This window comes from Paenibacillus sonchi (assembly GCF_016772475.1).
Classification (GTDB): Bacteria; Bacillota; Bacilli; order Paenibacillales; family Paenibacillaceae; genus Paenibacillus_AQ; species Paenibacillus_AQ sonchi.
On sequence record NZ_CP068595.1, the window covers coordinates 1,603,251 to 1,621,785 of the forward strand.

General features: G+C 53.3%; 13 protein-coding genes, 1 pseudogene and 1 riboswitch. Of the genes and pseudogenes, 7 read left to right on the plus strand and 7 right to left on the minus strand.

Features of this window, described 5'->3' with window-relative positions:
• Nucleotides 1-3 precede the first annotated feature (3 nt).
• The 4 genes and pseudogenes from JI735_RS07345 to JI735_RS07360 form a co-directional block, all read right to left on the minus strand.
• Nucleotides 4-1,044 (minus strand): response regulator, encoded by a 1,041-nt coding sequence (locus tag JI735_RS07345; RefSeq protein WP_233476301.1) that lies wholly within the window; start codon nucleotides 1,042-1,044, stop codon nucleotides 4-6.
• 71 nt (nucleotides 1,045-1,115) lie between these two features.
• Nucleotides 1,116-3,086, minus strand: a complete 1,971-nt coding sequence (locus tag JI735_RS07350) for a sensor histidine kinase (RefSeq protein ID WP_202677259.1) — start codon at nucleotides 3,084-3,086, stop codon at nucleotides 1,116-1,118.
• 133 nt (nucleotides 3,087-3,219) lie between these two features.
• Nucleotides 3,220-4,524, minus strand: coding sequence for a nucleobase:cation symporter-2 family protein (locus JI735_RS07355; RefSeq protein WP_202677260.1), 1,305 nt, complete (start codon nucleotides 4,522-4,524; stop codon nucleotides 3,220-3,222).
• Nucleotides 4,518-5,131: pseudogene (locus tag JI735_RS07360) on the minus strand (xanthine phosphoribosyltransferase). Before JI735_RS07360 ends, JI735_RS07355 begins: the two are co-directional and overlap by 7 nt.
• 595 nt (nucleotides 5,132-5,726) lie before the next feature.
• Nucleotides 5,727-5,830: riboswitch (purine riboswitch) on the minus strand.
• 225 nt (nucleotides 5,831-6,055) lie between these two features.
• Between JI735_RS07360 and JI735_RS07365 the strand changes: the two are divergent.
• From JI735_RS07365 to JI735_RS07375, 3 genes are all read left to right on the plus strand, one after another.
• Nucleotides 6,056-6,610 carry a hypothetical protein gene (locus JI735_RS07365; RefSeq protein ID WP_202677263.1) on the plus strand — a complete coding sequence of 185 codons (555 nt, stop codon included), beginning with the start codon at nucleotides 6,056-6,058 and terminating at the stop codon, nucleotides 6,608-6,610.
• 160 nt (nucleotides 6,611-6,770) lie between these two features.
• Nucleotides 6,771-10,091 carry a response regulator gene (locus JI735_RS07370; protein WP_202677265.1) on the plus strand — a complete coding sequence of 1,107 codons (3,321 nt, stop codon included), beginning with the start codon at nucleotides 6,771-6,773 and terminating at the stop codon, nucleotides 10,089-10,091.
• 51 nt (nucleotides 10,092-10,142) lie between these two features.
• A complete protein-coding gene (locus JI735_RS07375) occupies nucleotides 10,143-11,318 on the plus strand; it encodes an ATP-binding response regulator (protein ID WP_039833439.1) in 1,176 nt (391 codons plus the stop codon).
• Between the two features lie 112 nt (nucleotides 11,319-11,430).
• On the opposite strand, the gene JI735_RS07380 is transcribed toward JI735_RS07375, so the two are convergent.
• Nucleotides 11,431-12,114, minus strand: a complete 684-nt coding sequence (locus JI735_RS07380) for an S-layer homology domain-containing protein (RefSeq protein WP_039833440.1) — start codon at nucleotides 12,112-12,114, stop codon at nucleotides 11,431-11,433.
• A gap of 85 nt (nucleotides 12,115-12,199) precedes the next feature.
• Nucleotides 12,200-12,559, minus strand: a complete 360-nt coding sequence (locus tag JI735_RS07385) for a winged helix-turn-helix transcriptional regulator (RefSeq protein ID WP_039833441.1) — start codon at nucleotides 12,557-12,559, stop codon at nucleotides 12,200-12,202.
• 139 nt (nucleotides 12,560-12,698) lie between these two features.
• Between JI735_RS07385 and JI735_RS07390 the strand changes: the two genes are divergently transcribed.
• From JI735_RS07390 to JI735_RS07400, 3 genes are all read left to right on the plus strand, one after another.
• The gene (locus JI735_RS07390; RefSeq protein WP_202677266.1) at nucleotides 12,699-13,904 is read left to right on the plus strand and encodes an MFS transporter; all 1,206 of its coding nucleotides are present in this window, start codon (nucleotides 12,699-12,701) and stop codon (nucleotides 13,902-13,904) included.
• Between the two features lie 164 nt (nucleotides 13,905-14,068).
• Nucleotides 14,069-14,911 (plus strand): aldo/keto reductase, encoded by an 843-nt coding sequence (locus tag JI735_RS07395; protein WP_039835174.1) that lies wholly within the window; start codon nucleotides 14,069-14,071, stop codon nucleotides 14,909-14,911.
• A 467-nt stretch (nucleotides 14,912-15,378) separates the two neighbouring features.
• On the plus strand, nucleotides 15,379-16,653 hold the full coding sequence (locus JI735_RS07400) for an IS4 family transposase (RefSeq protein ID WP_202677267.1): 1,275 nt from the start codon (nucleotides 15,379-15,381) through the stop codon (nucleotides 16,651-16,653).
• Between the two features lie 418 nt (nucleotides 16,654-17,071).
• Here JI735_RS07400 and JI735_RS07405 read toward each other — a convergent pair whose 3' ends face one another.
• Nucleotides 17,072-18,001 (minus strand): AEC family transporter, encoded by a 930-nt coding sequence (locus tag JI735_RS07405; RefSeq protein WP_039834693.1) that lies wholly within the window; start codon nucleotides 17,999-18,001, stop codon nucleotides 17,072-17,074.
• A gap of 176 nt (nucleotides 18,002-18,177) precedes the next feature.
• Here JI735_RS07405 and JI735_RS07410 point away from each other — a divergent pair, with 176 nt between their 5' ends.
• Nucleotides 18,178-18,516: a winged helix-turn-helix transcriptional regulator gene (locus tag JI735_RS07410; RefSeq protein ID WP_039834694.1), complete on the plus strand. Its 339-nt coding sequence runs from the start codon at nucleotides 18,178-18,180 to the stop codon at nucleotides 18,514-18,516.
• Nucleotides 18,517-18,535 lie beyond the last annotated feature (19 nt).

The following is an 18,535-nucleotide window of genomic DNA, read 5'->3' on the forward strand; positions in this document are numbered from 1 at the left end:
TTCCTATTCTCGGGCTGTTCCCGTTCTCGGTATGGTATAAGAAATCGTCGTCCCCTGGTCCGGCATGCTTATGACAGACAGGCCTGCCCCGTACATTTTGAGCAGCCGGCGCTGAATGTTGCGGAGGCCGATGCCTCCTTCGGACCGCTCTTCCGACAGAATATCAGCGATCCGCTCCAGCGTCATGCCGATGCCATCATCCGTTACGGCAACAACCAGATGACCGGGAAGCTGTCTGATGGACAAGGTTACAGTACCGCCGGATTCCTTCTGCATCAGCCCGTGGTTCACGGCATTCTCAACAATCGGTTGAATGGAGAGCGGCGGCACCAGCGCCATCGTATCCTGCGGCAGATCAAAAACAATGTTGAGACGGTCATCAAAGCGTGCTTTTTCCAGGGCAAGGTACGATCTTACCAGCTCAAGCTCTTTCTCGATTGGCACGGTCTGTCCGCGGTTCTGGAAGTCGAAGCTGCTGCGCAGATACTGGCTTAGATCCAAGAGCAGCTCCGTTGCCATATCAGGATCATCGGGGCAGACCGAAATAATGGCATTCAGCGCATTGTACAGAAAATGCGGTTTGATCTGGGCCTGCAAAAAGGCGATTTCCGTCTGTACCGAGGTGCGGATGGATTTGCGCATATCCAGCAGCGTACGCACACGCGCCTTGAATTCGCGAAGATCTACCGGTGTACTCAGGTAATCATTGGCACCCGCCTCAAAGGCAGCCTGGATGTCCTCCGGCCGGTTGCTGGCTGTAAGCACCAGAATAGGCAGCTCTGAAAGGACAAACCGTTCGCGGATCGCCTTGCATAAAACAAAGCCGGACATCCCGGGCATGACCCAATCGGTAATAATCAGATCCAGTTCAGGAAAATCCCGCATTTGCAAAAGCGCCTCGGGACCGCTCTCCGCTGTGATGACCGTATGATTCTCCAGACGCAGCGCATTGGCCAGCACCTGGCGGTTGACGGGATCATTATCCACGATCAGAATGAAGCAGCATTCTTCTCCGCCAAGGAGATGGGGCAGCCCGTCTTCCATTTCCATAGCGGCTGCAGACTCCCATCCTGTAGGCTCCAGAATCTCCTGATCCGTAAAGGCTGTTTTCTCCTTTAATATCGGCAGTGTAAAGGTAAATTCCGAGCCTTCCCCGGGGTAGATTGCACTTCAATCCTTCCGCCGTTCAGCTCCACCAGCTTCTGGGTAATGCTGAGGCCCAAACCGAGCTCATGATAGGTTTTTTTGGCGTCCGCAGCATCTGGATCATAGGCATCAAAAATCGTTCCCAGACGTTCAGGCGCAATCCCCTGTCCGGTATCCGCCACGATGACGGCCACATACTCTTCTATAACCCTGGCAGAGAGTGTTATCACACCTTTATGGGTATGGTTCACAGCGTTTGCCAGCAAATTGAACAGTATCTGGGACAGGCGTTCCTCGTCCGTCTCCAGCAGCGGCAGCGGCTCCGGCAGCTCCAGCCTGAACTCCAGGCCCCTCCTTGCGGATATGTGGCTGGTAACCTCCATGACAGAGGAAGCAACCATACGCAAATCCACTGCCTGCCGCTTCAGAAACAAATCCCCGTGGTTCAGCTTGGCGAAATCCGCCATGTCGTTGATTAACGAGCCCAGGCGTTTGCCCGTCGAGACAATCATGGACAGCTGTTCCTTTTGCTGCGGACTTAGTGATCCTGAAGCGCCTTCACCCAGTGTCTGGGCCATATTCACAATGCCCTGCAAAGGCTTGCGCAGTTCATATGAGGTATCCGCCATGAAATCGTCCTTCAGGCCATCCAGGGTTACCAAACGGCGGGACAGCTGCTCTACCTCAAGAAACGAGGACTTGTATTTGCGGGTCATTACTATGGCTTGAACGAACCCGAACAGGACGATCTCGTAAGAAACCACATTATAGCTGAGGTGCACACGGGATATGCTGATCAGATAATACAGAATCACTACACTCAGGCTCTCAATGCTGACCATCATGAGAAACATATTTTTGGGTTGCTGCTTGGTGCCCTTGACCATGACATAGAGCACAAAGCTGAGGCTGACAGAACCCCAGGTGAGCAGCAGAGTCTCCAGGAAGCTGAAATAATAGGCAGGTACGCATACCGCGATAACCAGCAGCAGGGAAGTAATGAACTTGGAAGCCTTCATCACAGCCTGGGGCATCGGATAATTAATGGAGTTGGCCACGTACCGGAGCAGATAATAGTAGACCAGCGTGGAAGAGATTAGCTGCAGCTTTAGTACGATTTCATAAGGCAGGCCGGGCAGGCCGCTGGCAATCAGCTTTTCTCCGTGGGTCAGAATATACACGAACGCCGACATGCAGAACAGGCCCAGATGCAGCGTGATTCCCCGGCCTTCCCTGACTCTGGAGAACATCAGCAGAAATATGGATAGAATGAAAAAACCGCACATCGCCGCGCCATCCGCAATCAGCGCAAATTCCCGGTGCTTCAGAATGGCGGTCTGGTCTCCAATGATGACCGGCTGGACAATCCCGCCCGAAGAGTAGCTGTAATTGGACACTTGCACAATGATCTCCAGCCTGTCCCCGGCGACAGAAGCAAAGCCCATATAAGGAATGTTATTCTGCTTGCCGGCGGAGACAGAACTGGACGGAATACCGCTGCTTCCAATTTCCTGACCGTTCATAAACACTTTGCTTGCCGTACGGATATTGCTCGTCCTCAGGCCGTATACGGCGGTTTCTCCTGGCGTGATCAAGGCCTGCATCCGGTATGTGGCGTAGCCTTTAGCCGTCCTTTTGCCGCTCGCGGAAATATAATCATTCCATTTATCCGGGACATTGATCATTGTGGAGGCAGCAGGCGGCGGCCCGTCCCCCGGCTGGAAATCTTCGGGATCAAGCAGCATATTGCGGTAGAACTCCCACTCCCCGTTAAGCCTGACCAGACCATCCGATCCAAAGTCCCAATCGCGCAGATCCATAAGTCCATGCCGCAAAACCGGCTTATTCTGTGCATCCGTTATCAGTTGAACGGTTGAGAACAGCGGAAGAATGAGAACCAGCAGCAGGCTGCCTGCAATACTCAGCCAATATTTCTTCATCCTCTCTCCCCTCCCATCCGCGATTAGCAAATTATACCGTGGAACACTTTAATAGATAAAGCAAAAAAAGCCGATTCCAATTATATTTCGGAATCGGCCGATGGACTTTTTAGCGTTCAGGACTTGCAATATTTTACTTCACATGGACCTCGGGTACAGTGGCAGCCGGGGCTGCATTCTCCTGAGTTCTGGAGAGGAAGATATTCAGGATAATGGCCGTCAGCGAGCCGGAGACAATTCCGTTCTGAAGCAGCATTCTGGCGAATTCCGGCAGCTGGTCGAACATGGAGGGCAGCACTGCTGACCCCAGCCCCACAGCGATACTACAAGCCGCAATCAGCAGGTTGCCGTCCTTGCGCAGGTCGACCTCAGAGAGGATCGACATCCCGGACGCCGCCACCGAACCGAACATGACAATCATCGCGCCGCCAAGTACGGCATTCGGCACCACGGTCGTCAGCGCCGCCAGCTTGGGCAGCAGTCCGAGCACGACCATAATTCCGCCCGCCGCAAAAATAACATTGCGCGTCTTGACGCGAGTCAGCGACAGCAGGCCGACATTCTGGGAGAACGCTGTATACGGGAAGGCGTTGAACAGACCGCCCAGCATGATCGCAAGCCCTTCGGAGCGCAGGCCGTTCACGACTTGTTTCTGCTCAACCTGCTGGTCCGTAGCCTTGCCCACGGCGAAATACACACCCGTTGATTCTACCATAGAGACGATGTTGACGATAATCATCGTGAAGATGGCGGCAATGCTGAATTCAGGCCACCCGAAATAGAATGGCTGGGCAATGCTGACCCACGAGGCGCTGCCCACGGTAGAGAAATGAACGATACCCATCGCATAACCGATCACGGTTCCGGCCACGAGCCCGACCAGGACCGATACCGAGCGCATGAAGCCTGTCGTGAACCGGTTCACGGCCAGAATCACAAGCAGCGTGATGAGGCCCAGCAGCAGATTGCGGGGCGCTCCGAAATCGGCGCTGCCCTGGCCTCCCGCCACATTGTTCATGGCTACCGGAATCAATGACAAGCCGATGATCGTGACTACAGAGCCGGTAACTACTGTAGGAAAGAACTTCAGCAGCTTTCCGTAGACCGGGGCTGCCAGAACGACGAACAAGCCGGAGATAATAATCGCGCCGTAGGCCGTCGCCAGATTAGAGCCTGAAGCGATGGCGATGATCGGGCTGACCGCAGTAAATGTGCAGCCCAGCACCACCGGAAGCCCGCTGCCGAAATGCTTGCTGCTGATAATCTGCAGCAGGGTAGCCAGGCCGCAGGTGAACAGATCCGCCGCGATCAGGTAGGCCATTTGTGTTCCGCTTAGATTCAGCGCCCCTCCGACAACAAGCGGCACAATGACCGCCCCGGCATACATCGCCAGCACATGCTGCAGCCCGAGGGCCAATATTTTCTGTTTGCTTAACATTCCACACTCTCCTTGATCATTTCTGCTGTATCCGGATTTCCGATGAAATGGATTTCCCCGGCGACATCGACGAGATTCTGGCCAGTGCATGGACAGCAATACCCCTGTCTTCAAGCAGGCTCCGGCCTTCCTGAAAGCTTTTCTCGATTACACAGCCCACGCCCAGCAGCTCTGCCCCCGATTCGTTCACAATATCCGCCAGTCCCACCAGCGCTGCCCCCGTAGCCAGAAAGTCATCGACAATCAGCACTTTATCCCCCGGACCCAGGTACTTCCGCGAGATGCTGATCCGGTAATCCTCCTGCCGGGTGAAGGAATGCACCGGTGCCGAATAGACGCCTTCGGACTGGGTAACAGCTTTCTTTTTCTTGGCATAAATGAACGGCACTCCCAGCGCAATTCCGGCTGCCATGGCGAACTGGATGCCGCTGGCCTCAACGGTCAGCACCTTGGTGACTGGCAGATGCCCGAAGATGCGCCCGAACTCCTCCCCAATTTGCAGTGCAAGCTGCGTATCCACCTGATGATTCAAAAAGGAGTCCACCTTAAGCACTGTATCCGACAGAATGAGCCCCTCTTCCCTTATGCGTTCCTCTAAAACTTTCACGCTGTAAATCCCCTCCCTTTTCAAGAACTGAACGGCTACGCCATCCTTGACTGAATAAATTTTTAGTTTAGCTATGCCTGGATAACCCTTTATCAATCCTTCGCCGACTCTAAGTGGAAAAAGGTTAACTAATTTGCCCCAGCACCCTGTTCTCCGCAGGTTAAGTGGAAAAAGGTTAACTAATTCAGCTCATTTCGCTCCTGACGAAGGAATATGACCTCATTAAGTTCCCTTTTTCCACTTAAATCTCTCAATTGTTGATTTTTAGGAGGAATAAGTTCCCTTTTTCCACTTAGCATTGCTCACCTGCGTCTTACAAGTGCTAGTTGGAAAACGGCTATCGAATTGGCTAATTTTCATCCTTTTGGGTGAATCCGCTGAATTCGCGTCTGCTTATCCCCAACTTTACAAATATCTAATCAACAAGAAAGGGAAATCATCATTTCCTAAACGGCAAAAAAGACAGATCTCCTTGAGGCTTCTCTCAAGTGAATCTGTCCTTCTGGGTTTTTGTCCCTTAGCGGTGTAACACATACCTGTGTCCGCATCGCTTGGACCAGCCTCTCTTATGCCATGGCATAAAAAAACGGAACCCTAGATGCGCTATTTCACTCATAGTCGGATAATTGCAATGGTTATCCGGTAGAAACTTATGGGCCTTATTCCCAAGATTATATGAGTTATATGATAGTCTTTTATTAAAAACCTTCGTATATCTTACACGCTCGGTACGATCCATACAAGCAAAATTTTAAATATTTTCAGGAGTTTTCCCTTCCTTTCATAGGAGTTTCATTTTTGTTCAAAAATCAGGGCCGCTGGGCTTCTGCTGGTTTATCTTCCTGCGGCACCCGGATTGCTCACCCTTCCCGGCTGAACGCATTAATGGTAAGGGAACCTATATTTACGGGAGGAATGAGGCGGATGGCTAGACCGACACAGAAACGGCAGGACCGGATCATCGTCATTATCCAAAAAGGATCACGGAAGATCATTACCCGCACCCCGCTGGCGGGAGTAGACCGGCTGGTGTTCGTCATCAACAACCAGTATACCAATGCGGCGAATACCACACAGATTGCCAGCGGAGCCGGAAGAAGCAGCGCCAGCGGGAGCAACGCAGCCATTGCATCACCCTTTACCCGCCAGCAGCAGAGTGTCGGGGCCGGAGGGGATGCAACAAATCTGGGAAGCAGAGGACAGCGCGGCAGCAAACCGTATTTCCCGCTCCCCTGCTTGCACGGCAAAGAGGTAGTCGTTGTCATTAATAACCAGACCGTCAAGCTTCCCAAAGGCAGCAGGACCTCCTCAGCGACTCAAGTCGGCAGCGGGGGAGGAACGTACAGTGCAGGGGGAACCAACGCAGCCATCGACAGCCCTGCAACAAGACAGCAGCAGGCAGTCGGCGGCGGAACGGGCGGTCATGCCTTGAACAAGGCTGCCGCCAAGCGGCGGCGGAGCAGCAGCCGCCTCCGTTAGCCGCTTGCTGGACACAAACTCACGAATTTTCATAGACTGCACCGGAAAGCCGCTGTAAATCAGCAGCTTTTCGGTGTTTTTTCAGTGTTATGCTTTCATCGCCCCTCTATTAAAAGTATACTTAATCTCTATTGACAATAACTGAACAAAGGCGGTAGACATGAAAATAAAACACCAGGTTTGGTTAGCGGCATTGCTTTCGATACTGCTGTTTGGCGGCATGATTACTATATCCATTATGTATTTGGGAGGAATCCCGCAGGTGGTTGCGTTGGGGCTCGGCTTGGCTGGAATGGGACTGTCTATTGTCCTGATCATCAGCGTACTCGGGAATATTAGACGCGGCATGGCCCGGATTCTGCAGATTTCCCGTGATATCTCCAGGGGCAACGTGGATACTTCGGTGCAGACGGATACAGCGCAGGATGAATTTGGGCAGCTGGCCGCTTCCTTCCACGCCGTAGCAGTGGATCTGCACCACAAAACTGCAGAAGAGCGCCGCCTGAGACTGATGGCTGAAGAGCAGGCCTGGATCAATGACCAGGTTTCCGCAATGACCCTGCTGCTTCAAGGGTCTGTGCAGCTGCAGGCTGCGGCACGCATCTTCATCAGCAGGCTGGCGGAAGCGGTCCGCGGCAGCTATGGCGCCTTTTATTTGAAACGTCAGGACAAGCTGGTCTTTACTGCCGGTTACGCCTTCGATGAGGCCGCAAGCCAGCGTGAATCTTTTACCCTCGGCAGCGGGCTCATTGGTCAATGCGCGCTCGATCAGAAAGTCATTCTGCTGCAGGATCTGCCTCGGAATTACGTCAAAGTACACTCCGGGTTAGGCGACTCCCCGCCCTCCACGCTGATTGTGGTGCCTATTCTCTATGAGAATGACGTTGTCGCGGTAGTCGAGCTGGCGGCGATGGGTGAATTTTCGGCCAAAGAGCGCCAGTTGATTGAACGGAGCGGCCAGAACATGGGCATCTTGATTAATACCCTGGCCGATGTGGCCAGAATTGCAGAGCTTCTGGGTGAAACCCAACAGCAGAAGGAAGAGCTGGAGGCTCAGACCGAGGAGCTGCTGGCACAGACCCAAGAGCTCGAAGCACAAACCGAAGAGCTGCGTTTGCATACCGGGAAACTGCAGGAGCAGCGCGAAGAGCTGCATATGCAGGCAGACAGCCTGCTGAGCTCAAATGAACAGCTTCAACAGCAAATGGAGCTCACGGAGCAGCAGAAAGCAGAGATAGAGGCTCAGGCGGATGAACTGCTCGCCCAGACGAACGAGCTTCAGCAGCAGAAGGAAGAGCTTCTGGCACAGACTGAAGAGCTGTCCGCCTCCAACGAGCGGCTCCAGCTGCAGATGCAGCTGACTGAGCAACAGAAGATAGAGATCAAAGCCCAGGCGGAAGAGATCTTCAGGGCTGCCCAATACAAATCTGAATTTCTCGCCAATGTGTCCCATGAGCTGCGCACACCGCTGAACAGCCTGCTGATTCTGTCACAGATTCTCGCGGAGAACAAAGAAGGCAATCTGGGCACGAAGCAGCTCGAATATGTGCATACCATCTTCTCGGCAGGCAAGGACCTGCTGCAGCTGATCGATGAGATTCTGGATTTGGCCAAGCTGGAGGTCGGTAAAATGACACCGGTGATCGAACTGGTGTCATTGGCTGACCTCAGCAGCCATCTGTACCGCCATTTCGAGCAGCAGGCCAAAAAGAAAGAGATCCGCTTCGATGTCCACTGCGACAGCAGACTGCCGGAACAGCTCCTGACCGATGGCCACAGGCTCCAGCAGATTATGAATAATCTGTTGTCCAATGCGGTCAAATTCACAGCGGAGCACGGCTCGGTCTCCCTCTCGATCCGCACCAAGGGAGAAGATGTTATCCTGGCTGTCAGCGATACCGGAATCGGCATTCCGGCGGCCAAGCTGGAGAGCATATTCGAAGCTTTCCAGCAGGCCGACGGCACAACCAGCCGCAAATATGGGGGGACCGGCCTCGGCCTGACCATCTGCCGCGAGCTGGCGTCCTTGCTGAATGGCCGGATCGAGGTGGATTCCACCGAAGGCAAAGGCAGCACCTTCTCCCTGATTCTGCCGGTGGTGGAGCCGGGAGAAGATGACCGCGCCCTGCCAGCCGCATCCTTTGAGGCGGCGGCAGGCGGAGAAGCCGCCGCATCCGGCAATACAGGGGCCGCTGTGGTACAGGGTTCTGCCTTCCGTGAATCCTTTGTTCCCGACATTTCCATCTCCAATCCCAAGCTGCTGCAATACGCAGAAATGGAGGATGACCGCGATAATCTGCAGAATGGAGATACCCTGCTGCTCATTATTGAAGAGGATGCCGAGTTCGCTGGAATTCTGCTGCGGCTGGCCTCAAGCAGAGGCTTCAAAGCCATTGTCGCCTTCAAGGGTGACCAGGGTCTGGCCTTGGCTCATGCATACAAGCCGGATGCCATCCTGCTGGATCTGCATCTGCCTGTCCTCGACGGCTGGGCGATCATCAGCCGCTTGAAAAGCCGCCCGGAGCTGCGGCATATTCCGGTGCATGTCATCTCCGCTACCGGCCAGAACCAGCAGAGCCTTGCCATAGGGGCGCTCGCATTCTGGAAGAAGCCGGGCGACCAGGCTGAACTGGAGGCCGCATTCCTGCAGATTGAGAGCTATATCCGGCGTCCGGTCAAAAGCCTGCTGATCGTCGAGGACGACCAGACCCTGCGAAGCAGCCTCGTAGAGTTCATTGCGCATCCGGATGTGCACATTGTGGCCGTAGAGACTGGCAGGGAGGCCTTGGAGCAGCTGTCCAGCCATCATTTTGACTGCATGGTGCTGGATCTTGGCTTGTCGGATATCTCCGGCTTCGGCCTGCTGGAGCAGATCAAAACCAACCGTAAGCTGCAGACTCTGCCGGTCATCATTTACACGGGCAAGGATCTCAGTAAAAATGACGAGCAGCGGCTGAAGCATTACGCGCAGAGCATTGTGATCAAGAATGTGCGCTCAATGGAACGCCTGTACGACGAGACAGCGCTGTACCTGCACCGCAAGCATGCCGATCTGCCGCCGGATAAGCAGCAGCTGATTGAGAAACTGCATAATCCGGAGGCAGCCTTTGCCGGAAAAAGCATTTTGCTAGTGGATGATGATATGCGTAATATTTTTGCATTATCGAGTGTTCTGGAAGGCTATAATATGGATATCAGCTTTGCCCAGAACGGCCGGGAAGCCTTGGAGCATTTAGAAAGTCATCCTGATGTCGAGCTTGTGTTTATGGATATTATGATGCCGGAAATGGACGGGTACGAGACGATGGAACGGATTCGCGCCATACCGCAGTATGATCAGGTTGTCATCATTGCCCTGACGGCACGCGCCCTGGAGGAAGACCGGGCTAAATGCCTCCGGGCGGGCGCTTCAGACTATATTTCCAAACCGATTAATACCACACAGCTGGTCACAGTACTCAAGATATGGTTAATTAAATAATAACAGCAACGATGCTATCATCAGGTTACTTTACTCGCCGTGGGAGGAATTATGGAATACCCTGTTCATATTTTAATTGTGGATGACCGCCCGGATGAGTTCCTGTCCATACAGGCACTTCTGGCCGGCTCATCTTATAAGCTAATCCACGCGAGTTCAGGCATGGAAGCTCTGAAATACCTGTTGGAGAATGAGTACGCGCTAATTATTATGGATGTGCTTATGCCCGAAATGGACGGCTTTGAAACGGCCAAACGAATCAAAATGCGCCGGAAGTCACGGGATATCCCGATTATTTTCTTAACGGCGCTCACCTCCGAGCTGGAGAACCACATGATGGCCTATTCGGCTGGAGCGATTGACTATCTGACCAAACCGTATCACCCGCTTATACTCAAGAGTAAGATCGACGGGTTTGTCCGTCTCTACCAGACTAATAAGGAGCTGCAGTTCAAGTCACAGGAGCTGGAGGCAGCCAACAGGGTTCTGACTGAGCTGAAGGATACCGCCGAGGTGGCTCTGCGCATCAAAAGCGGCTTTCTGGCGATGATGAGCCACGAAATCCGCACACCGCTGAATGGCATCATTGCCATGTCCGATCTGCTGCGAACCTCGGACCTCAGCAAGGATGACCAGGAAATGGCCGAGATTATCCATACCAGCGGACATGCTCTGGTCTCTGTCATTAATCACATTCTGGACTTCACCAAAATCGAATCCGGCAAAATGGAGCTGGACTATGAGCTGTTCAACCTCAACTCCTGCCTCAAAGAGACCATCGATCTCTTCCGTGCGCTGGCCATGGAACGAAATCTGACTCTGGAATCATATATTGATCCTGCGGTGCCGGTGCTGCTTGTGGGTGATCCCAACCGGCTGCGCCAGGTTCTGAACAACCTGATCGGCAATGCGATCAAGTTCACCACAACCGGAGGCGTAAAAATCAGGGTTCAGCTCCAAACAGCCATTGACCGCATGCTCACGCTGGAATTCACTGTCGAGGATACGGGCATTGGTATTCCGCAAGATAAAATGAGTTATTTATTTCAGCCCTTCACCCAGATCAGCAGCACCATCAACCGCAAATTCGGCGGTACCGGACTTGGCCTGTCGATCTGCAAAATGCTGGTGGAGCTGATGGGAGGCGAAATCTACGCCAAACCTGATGTCGGGCAAGGCGCCGTATTTGTCTTTACGATTCAGGTTAGCGAAGGACAGCCGGACTGAAACGGTACCGGATGAGAATATCTGATCGGCAGCAAAAACCGCAAGCTCCCTTGGATGGGGCTTGCGGTTTTTGCTGTGCCGGCATATGCCGGCCTGAGATGCTGAAGCAGGCTTACTCTTGCAGGCCACCGGCAGGAGCCGGATGTGCGGCGATGTACTCCAGCGCGTTATAGATCATTTCCGCCGCTTCGGCGCGGGTAATACCGGCAGCCGGATGGAATTTGCCGTCACTGTCCAGACTGGCGATATGGAGCACCAGCGCCCGCTGGATGGAGCCGTCGTAGCCGTTGGTGAAGTCCGCGCTGTCTGCAATGTCCACCGGTATGATTTTGATCAACGGAAGATTGCTGTGCTTTTCGATGGTCAGCATGAGCTGATGGGTGAACTCCTCACGGGTCCAATTCTTCGCAGGATCGAGATCGGGGGATAAACCAATGTCGTTGTTAGCTGCTATTATTAGAGCATTTGCATACCAGGCATCGTTATTGGCATTGGCAAAATAGTCGGTAGCCTGCGGTGCCTTGACGAAGCGGAGCAGATCAATATTGAGATTAAAGGCATTAACGAACATCTGAATAGCTTGGGCTGCTGTAACCGCCGCATCCGGCATGAATTGAGTATCGCTAACTCCGTGAATAATGCCGCGCTGCTGCAGTTGGGCGATTTTATCCTTGGCCGGTGTGCCGGAGAGATCCTGAAACATTGCGGCTGCGGCAAAGCTCTGTCCGGCAAAAGCCAAAGTCAGCAGTACTGCTGCTGCAGTTGATGTCATTTTCTTCAATGCCTTCGTCTTCATGGGGGTCACCTCTCAGCAGAATTTAGAAGTAAAGGATTAGCCTCTTCTTCCTTCCAGACGGATAAATTGCTAAAAGGTTGCAGCCCTAATGGTTCAGCACATTGTCCTCCAATACAGCGAATTTATCCCCATACTGCTTGATGATATGCTGCTCTCCCCAGGCACATAAGGAATCGAGAATCGACTGCAGCGTCCGCCCGTAATCGCTAAGCTCATATTCCACCTTCGGCGGCACCTGATTGTAGCTGATCCGGTTCACAATCCCGTCCTGCTCCAGTTCTCGCAGCTGCTGGGTCAGCATTTTCTGTGTAATGTTCGGCATATGGCGCTTCAAATCGCTGGTCCGCATTTTACCATGCGTCAGATGGCAGAGAATCACACACTTCCACTTTCCTCCGATCACTTCAAGCGTAGCTTCAACCGATATATTATATTTTTTGGCCATACTCAGCCCTCCTGTTGATTGGTTATAGTTACTTTTTAGAACCTATAGCACTAAAAAGTGCGTACTATCCTTCGCCGCTGCAATAATTCATAATAGCACTTACCGGCCGGTGATTACCATAGTGTAGGAGTGAGGAAATATGTCTTTGGACCGCAAAAGAAGTACACTGGCGCTGCTGGCTCTAGCCATTAGCGCCTTCGCGATTGGAACAACCGAGTTTATCAGTGTCGGGCTGCTGCCGCTGATCTCTGATGACCTGCATATATCCGTGACGACCGCCGGATTAACTGTAACGCTGTATGCGCTTGGCGTCACCTTCGGCGCACCGGTGCTGACCTCGCTGACCACGGCCATCTCGCGCAAGACCCTGCTGCTGGCCTTAATGCTGCTCTTCATCGCCGGCAACAGCCTGGCTGCCGCTGCGGGCGGGATTTCCATGCTGCTTGCAGCCCGCATCCTTTCCGCGCTCTCTCATGGCCTGTTCATGTCCATCGCTTCCACCATCGCCGCCGATCTGGTAACCGAGGACCGGCGGGCAAGCGCCATCTCCATGATGTTCACCGGGCTTACGGTAGCCACGGTGACCGGGGTGCCGCTGGGCACCTTTCTCGGGCAGCAGCTCGGCTGGCGGGCCGCTTTTATCGCCATTGCCGCTGTCGGTCTTATCGCGCTGATCGCCAACCTGCTGCTCGTTCCTGCCGCCCTGCGCAAAGGTACACGGACCCCGCTGCGTGAGCAGGTCAAGCTGGTGACGAACGGACGCCTGCTGCTCGCTTTTGCGATTACCGCTCTGGGCTACGGGGGGACCTTTGTCGTGTTCACGTACCTCTCCCCTCTGCTTCATGAGATCAGCGGTTTTCAGGAACAGACGGTAGCTGTGATTCTCCTGGTCTACGGCATAGCCATTGCCATCGGCAATGTCATCGGAGGGAAAGCAGCCAACCGCAAGCCGGTAAACGCTTTGTTCTATATGTTTGCCTTCCAGGCAGCGGTCCTGCTGGTGCTTACCTTTACCGCCCCCTTTAAGGCCGCTGCCCTGATTACCATTTTCTTCATGGGCCTGCTCGCCTTCATGAATGTACCCGGTCTGCAGGTCTACGTAGTAATGCTGGCCGACCGGTTCGCACCCAGTGCAAGAGATGTCGCTTCGGCGGTGAATATAGCTGCCTTTAATGCAGGCATCGCCATCGGCGCCTATCTTGGAGGACTGGTGACCGATCATTTGGGACTAATCCATACTCCATGGATTGGCTCTATCATGGTATTGGGGGCAGTGGTTCTTACCGCCTGGAGCCGGGCGCTCGAAAATAGGGACGGGCGCAAGCTTCAAAGCAAGGCCGCCTGATCCTTAACAAAGTAGCGGATAAGGACACTCTGTTGCGGATAAGGACACTCTGTTGCGGATAAGGACACTCTGTTGCGGATAAGGATTCTCTCTGAGGGATCTATTTCTGCTCATCTCAGCTTCATGCATTCTCATACTATACCCATTCAGGAGGTTTTTTCATTATGGCATTACATTTACAGGATACGACCCGCTTGCACAGCAGTGTGAATATGCCCTGGTTCGGGCTGGGGGTTTTTCAAGTGGAAGAAGGCGCAGAATTGATACAAGCGGTAAAATCCGCTATTGCCCACGGCTACCGCAGCATAGATACCGCTGCCATCTATCAGAATGAGCGCGGTGTGGGCCGGGCTGTAGCGGAAGCTCTGGCCGAGAACCAGCTGGCCCGCGAAGATCTGTTCATCACCTCCAAGGTATGGAACGCCGATCTCGGATATGAGGCGACCCTTGCCGCCTATGATGCCAGTCTGGAGAAGCTGGGGCTGGACTATCTGGATTTATACCTGATTCATTGGCCGGTACAGGGCAAATACAAGGATGCCTGGAGAGCGCTCGAAACCTTGTATACGTCCGGACGGGTCAAAGCCGTCGGAGTCAGCAACTTCCAGATTCATCATCTGGAGGATGTGATCCGGGATGCGGAGATCACACCGATGGTCAATCAGGTGGAGCTGCATCCTTACTTGTCCCAGCGCGAACTGCGCCGCTTCTGCAAAGAGCAGGGCATCCAGATTGAAGCCTGGTCGCCCCTCATGCAGGGACAGCTGCTTGACCAGCCTGTGCTTAAGGAGATTGCCGCCGCACACGGCAAATCGGTAGCTCAAGTAATCCTGCGCTGGGATCTGCAGCACGGAATAGTTACCATACCCAAATCAACCAAGGAACACCGGATCATCGAGAACGCCTCCGTGTTCGATTTCGAGCTGAGTGCCGGGGATATGGAGCGGATTGACGGGCTCAACCAGAACAAGCGGACCGGCCCCGATCCGGACCATTTTGATTTCTAAGCCCGCTCTGATTCAGCGCTTGAAGCCTTATAACTGAGTAAACCGGCCTCCGGCGCTTCAACAACGGCATTTTTGCCGTTGTTTCCGGGCAAACCCGCCTGCGGCCCTCTAACAACCCGTATGATTATGGTGTGGGTCATTCTGCGGACATGATGAGCTCCCTTCACGCTCGATCCCCAATAGTTACGGACAGGAGAGCCGTTATTGAATGAAGATTCGTCTTTTCCGCAGGACCACGGACTGAGATGCCTTTATTTGTCTCTTTCCCCTTTATTCCAGGCTCCATCGAACGATATAACGGCTCCTGAGTCACTAGCGTTGCATAAAAGCTCCCACAACATTTGATTTAGATAAATTAACTATATATGTGAAATTTTATTTTATTTTCATGGGCATAAACTGAAAAATCCCCTATTGTAAAGATGTAGGTCGTTATCCAACCCCAACTTTACAAAAGGAGACTCACCATGGATAACATACCTAAAATGACCGTCATTCGTCAATGCCTTTCTTTATTGCCTACCTTGTCCCCCACTTGCGTCCCTTTGGACTATGGGGTAAAAAAGCTGCGTACCCTCGCACTATTGCAGCTTTCGGTAACCGCTCATCTTTTGCGCTGGGAATCCTACCGCGAGTATGCGTGGCAGCTCGACGCTTCCCCTGATCTGCAGGAACTCCTAGGGCTTCCAAGCATTAGTGCTTCACAGGTCAGCCGGCGGATGAATCAGTTGCCTACGGCCTTGCTGGAACATCTGTTTTATGCCCTAACCCATCTTATCAAAAACCTGTCCCGTCCTGCCTCGAGCGGGCTGCTTCAGCGAGTCGGGCGGTTACTTCTTGTGGATGCCAGTTGCTTGAAACTTCCTGCCTTTTTGTCTGACTGGGCCCGGGTGACGCGGGACCGCTGCGGCGTTAAAATTCATGTCTCGTACGCGGTGACTTCCCCGGAACATACCTTCGTTCAGCACATGGTGCCTTCCACGGGGAATGTGAGTGACTACGAAGGATCGGATCTGTTGCTGCACGAGGAAGAGGTCACCTATGTCCTGGATCGCGGGTACGTATGCTACGAGCGGATGGACCGCTGGATTGAAGGTGGGCTGAATTTTGTGATGCGCATCGCCGACCACCATCAAGCCAATGTGCTCCACGAGCACCCCGTTCCGGAAGGAAGCCGCATCCTGCGGGACGCCACCGTCCAAATGGGGAGCGGATATACGGCGATGGAGCAACGCGTTCGTCTCGTCGAATTTACGGATGAAAAGGGACGATTGTACCGAATTGTGACCACGCAATGGGAGGCCTCCGCCGAAGATATCGCAGAGATATACGAGCACCGGTGGCTGATCGAACTCTTTTTTAAGTGGCTGAAGCAGCATCTGCGGTTGGTTCGCTTGCAAAGTACCCAGCCGCAGGGAATCTGGAATCATTTGTACCTCTCTCTGATTGCCCATGCGCTGACACTGTACATTCGTTACACGCAAGCGCCGGAGAAAACAGAATGGGAAGTCCTCAAACGATTGCGAATTCATGCGGCCAAAGAGCACACGTGGGAAGAATTCATCCAGGAGCTCAATCGAAGGCCGACCCGAACGTCCAAAGGACGAAGAAAGACCGGGGCGAAGCGCAGAACACCGACACTCGACCATCCAGTAGCCTACACCAAAGCAGTCAACGAAAAACGGATCGTGGATCGGAAGCAGAAAAAAGCGGGTATCGAGCAGAACAAGAACAACAAATAAAGAGTGTTATGGAATAATATGGATGACAATGACCTACGCTTAAGAAAGGTCGTTCATTTTCTTCTTGACTGAATATATTGTGAAAATAATCACTAAATTCAATTGTCATTGCGGTTAATGTCAGTGTTTATGCAACGCTAGTGCTCCTGAGTCCGCTTCAGCCCGCGGATGAAGCCCAATCCTCCTGCACCGCTTATATCCTCTGACGCTTCCAAGATATCCAAATCTTTTTGCATTGCATAATTTCCTACACAAGAACAAACCGGCTGCACCATCCCTCCCTGGATGGTGCAGCCGGTTTAGTTATAAGGGTTAGCTTGCCTGAAGACCCTGTAATCGGCTCAGGCGACGTGAAATGCCCTTTCCCGGTCCCTCCTGTACAGAAAAATCCACAGGTTCAGCACGAACCGCTATACGATCACACGCTGCCTACAATAGAGATCAAGATCGGCAGCACCAGGAAGGATGCGAGTGTTGTCCACAGAATGCACCGTGACACAAGTGCGGGGGAGCTGCCGAAGCGCTCAGCCAGCACCACGGAATTGACCGCGACCGGCATGGAAGCCAGGATAAGCAGGACAGCGAACAGCGTACCCGAAATGTTCAGCAGGAACAGCAGCAGCGCGGCGCTTAAGGGTGCCAGCAGCAGGCGGACAGACATGCCCGTCCAGAAGGCCAGCTGCACATTGCGTGCAACCTGTGCGGTCTGCACCCTGACCATCTGCACCCCCAGTATGGCCAACACCACCGGGGAATACGCTCCGGCCACCATTGACACTCCCGAGGCAATCTCCTGCGGCATATGCAGGCCGAGCGCCCGCAGAAGCAGCGCCAGAATCGCTGCGTAGATCGCGGGCAGTGAGAATACCGAGCGGACGGCGCTGCCGGCAGAGAACTGGGATCTTGCCGCAAAATACACCCCGATGGTGTTGACAATGACCATCTGGGCGATGACATAGACCGAGGCCTTATCCAGCCCCAGCTGCCCGAAAGCAAGCAGCACCAGCGGCAGACCGTAATTGACACTGTTCGTGAACGTGGAGATCAGGGTCAGGCCTGCTGCCTCGGCCGGGGCCAGCTTCAGCACTCTGCCAAGCAGCTTAGCCAGCGCCCACAGCACCAGCAGGTTCAGCAGGGAGAAGACTAATGTTTTGTACACGTCATCGAAGGAAATCTCCGCCGTCGCGAGCGTATCCAGAATAATCGCCGGACTCAGGAAATATAGGTACAGTGTTAACAGCGGTTTGGTGTCCAGGTTCTTGTACCGTCCCAGCAGCGCACCCGATATGACCGGAATGGACAACGGCACAATCACCTCGACCAGAGTGGACAATACCTTGTCAATCAATAGCGAGGACTCCTCTATTCTAATATTACTTTTACTATAATCCCCACGGCCGGGCCCGTCTAAGATACGGAAGCAATATGCTTAATAGCATACGCCTATGAACGATGCTACTTCCCAAAAGATAGTATTGTGGTATGATTAGCACAAATCGTGATGATCACAGGAGGTTGACTGAAATGGATAACACGGAGCCCGTCATTCTGACCAAAGGAATCCCCGGCGAGGCCTGTCCCATTGCCAAAACGCTGGATGTCATCGGAACCAAATGGACGTTCCTGATTATCCGCGATCTGCTGATCGAAGGCACCATGCGCTTCAGTGATCTGCTGCGCTCTCTGGAAGGCATCAGTCCGAAGACACTCGCCTTGCGGCTGCGTGAGCTTGAGAGCCACGGGATTCTTATGCGCACTGTATATCCCGAGGTGCCGCCGCGCGTGGAATACACGCTGACGAAGAAGGGGGAACAGCTGGAGGGCATTTTTATTGAACTCAAGAGATACGGGCTTGCGCTCTAAATAGAAACAGCATAAAAAA

What these genes read in the sequence shown, in the direction of transcription:
- JI735_RS07345 (WP_233476301.1), bottom strand. Translation starts at nt 1,044, where the DNA reads ATGGAAGACGGGCTGCCCCATCTCCTTGGCGGAGAAGAATGCTGCTTC.
- JI735_RS07350 (WP_202677259.1), bottom strand. Translation starts at nt 3,086, where the DNA reads ATGAAGAAATATTGGCTGAGTATTGCAGGCAGCCTGCTGCTGGTTCTC.
- JI735_RS07355 (WP_202677260.1), bottom strand. Translation starts at nt 4,524, where the DNA reads ATGTTAAGCAAACAGAAAATATTGGCCCTCGGGCTGCAGCATGTGCTG.
- JI735_RS07365 (WP_202677263.1), top strand. Translation starts at nt 6,056, where the DNA reads ATGGCTAGACCGACACAGAAACGGCAGGACCGGATCATCGTCATTATC.
- JI735_RS07370 (WP_202677265.1), top strand. Translation starts at nt 6,771, where the DNA reads ATGAAAATAAAACACCAGGTTTGGTTAGCGGCATTGCTTTCGATACTG.
- JI735_RS07375 (WP_039833439.1), top strand. Translation starts at nt 10,143, where the DNA reads ATGGAATACCCTGTTCATATTTTAATTGTGGATGACCGCCCGGATGAG.
- JI735_RS07380 (WP_039833440.1), bottom strand. Translation starts at nt 12,114, where the DNA reads ATGAAGACGAAGGCATTGAAGAAAATGACATCAACTGCAGCAGCAGTA.
- JI735_RS07385 (WP_039833441.1), bottom strand. Translation starts at nt 12,559, where the DNA reads ATGGCCAAAAAATATAATATATCGGTTGAAGCTACGCTTGAAGTGATC.
- JI735_RS07390 (WP_202677266.1), top strand. Translation starts at nt 12,699, where the DNA reads ATGTCTTTGGACCGCAAAAGAAGTACACTGGCGCTGCTGGCTCTAGCC.
- JI735_RS07395 (WP_039835174.1), top strand. Translation starts at nt 14,069, where the DNA reads ATGGCATTACATTTACAGGATACGACCCGCTTGCACAGCAGTGTGAAT.
- JI735_RS07400 (WP_202677267.1), top strand. Translation starts at nt 15,379, where the DNA reads ATGGATAACATACCTAAAATGACCGTCATTCGTCAATGCCTTTCTTTA.
- JI735_RS07410 (WP_039834694.1), top strand. Translation starts at nt 18,178, where the DNA reads ATGGATAACACGGAGCCCGTCATTCTGACCAAAGGAATCCCCGGCGAG.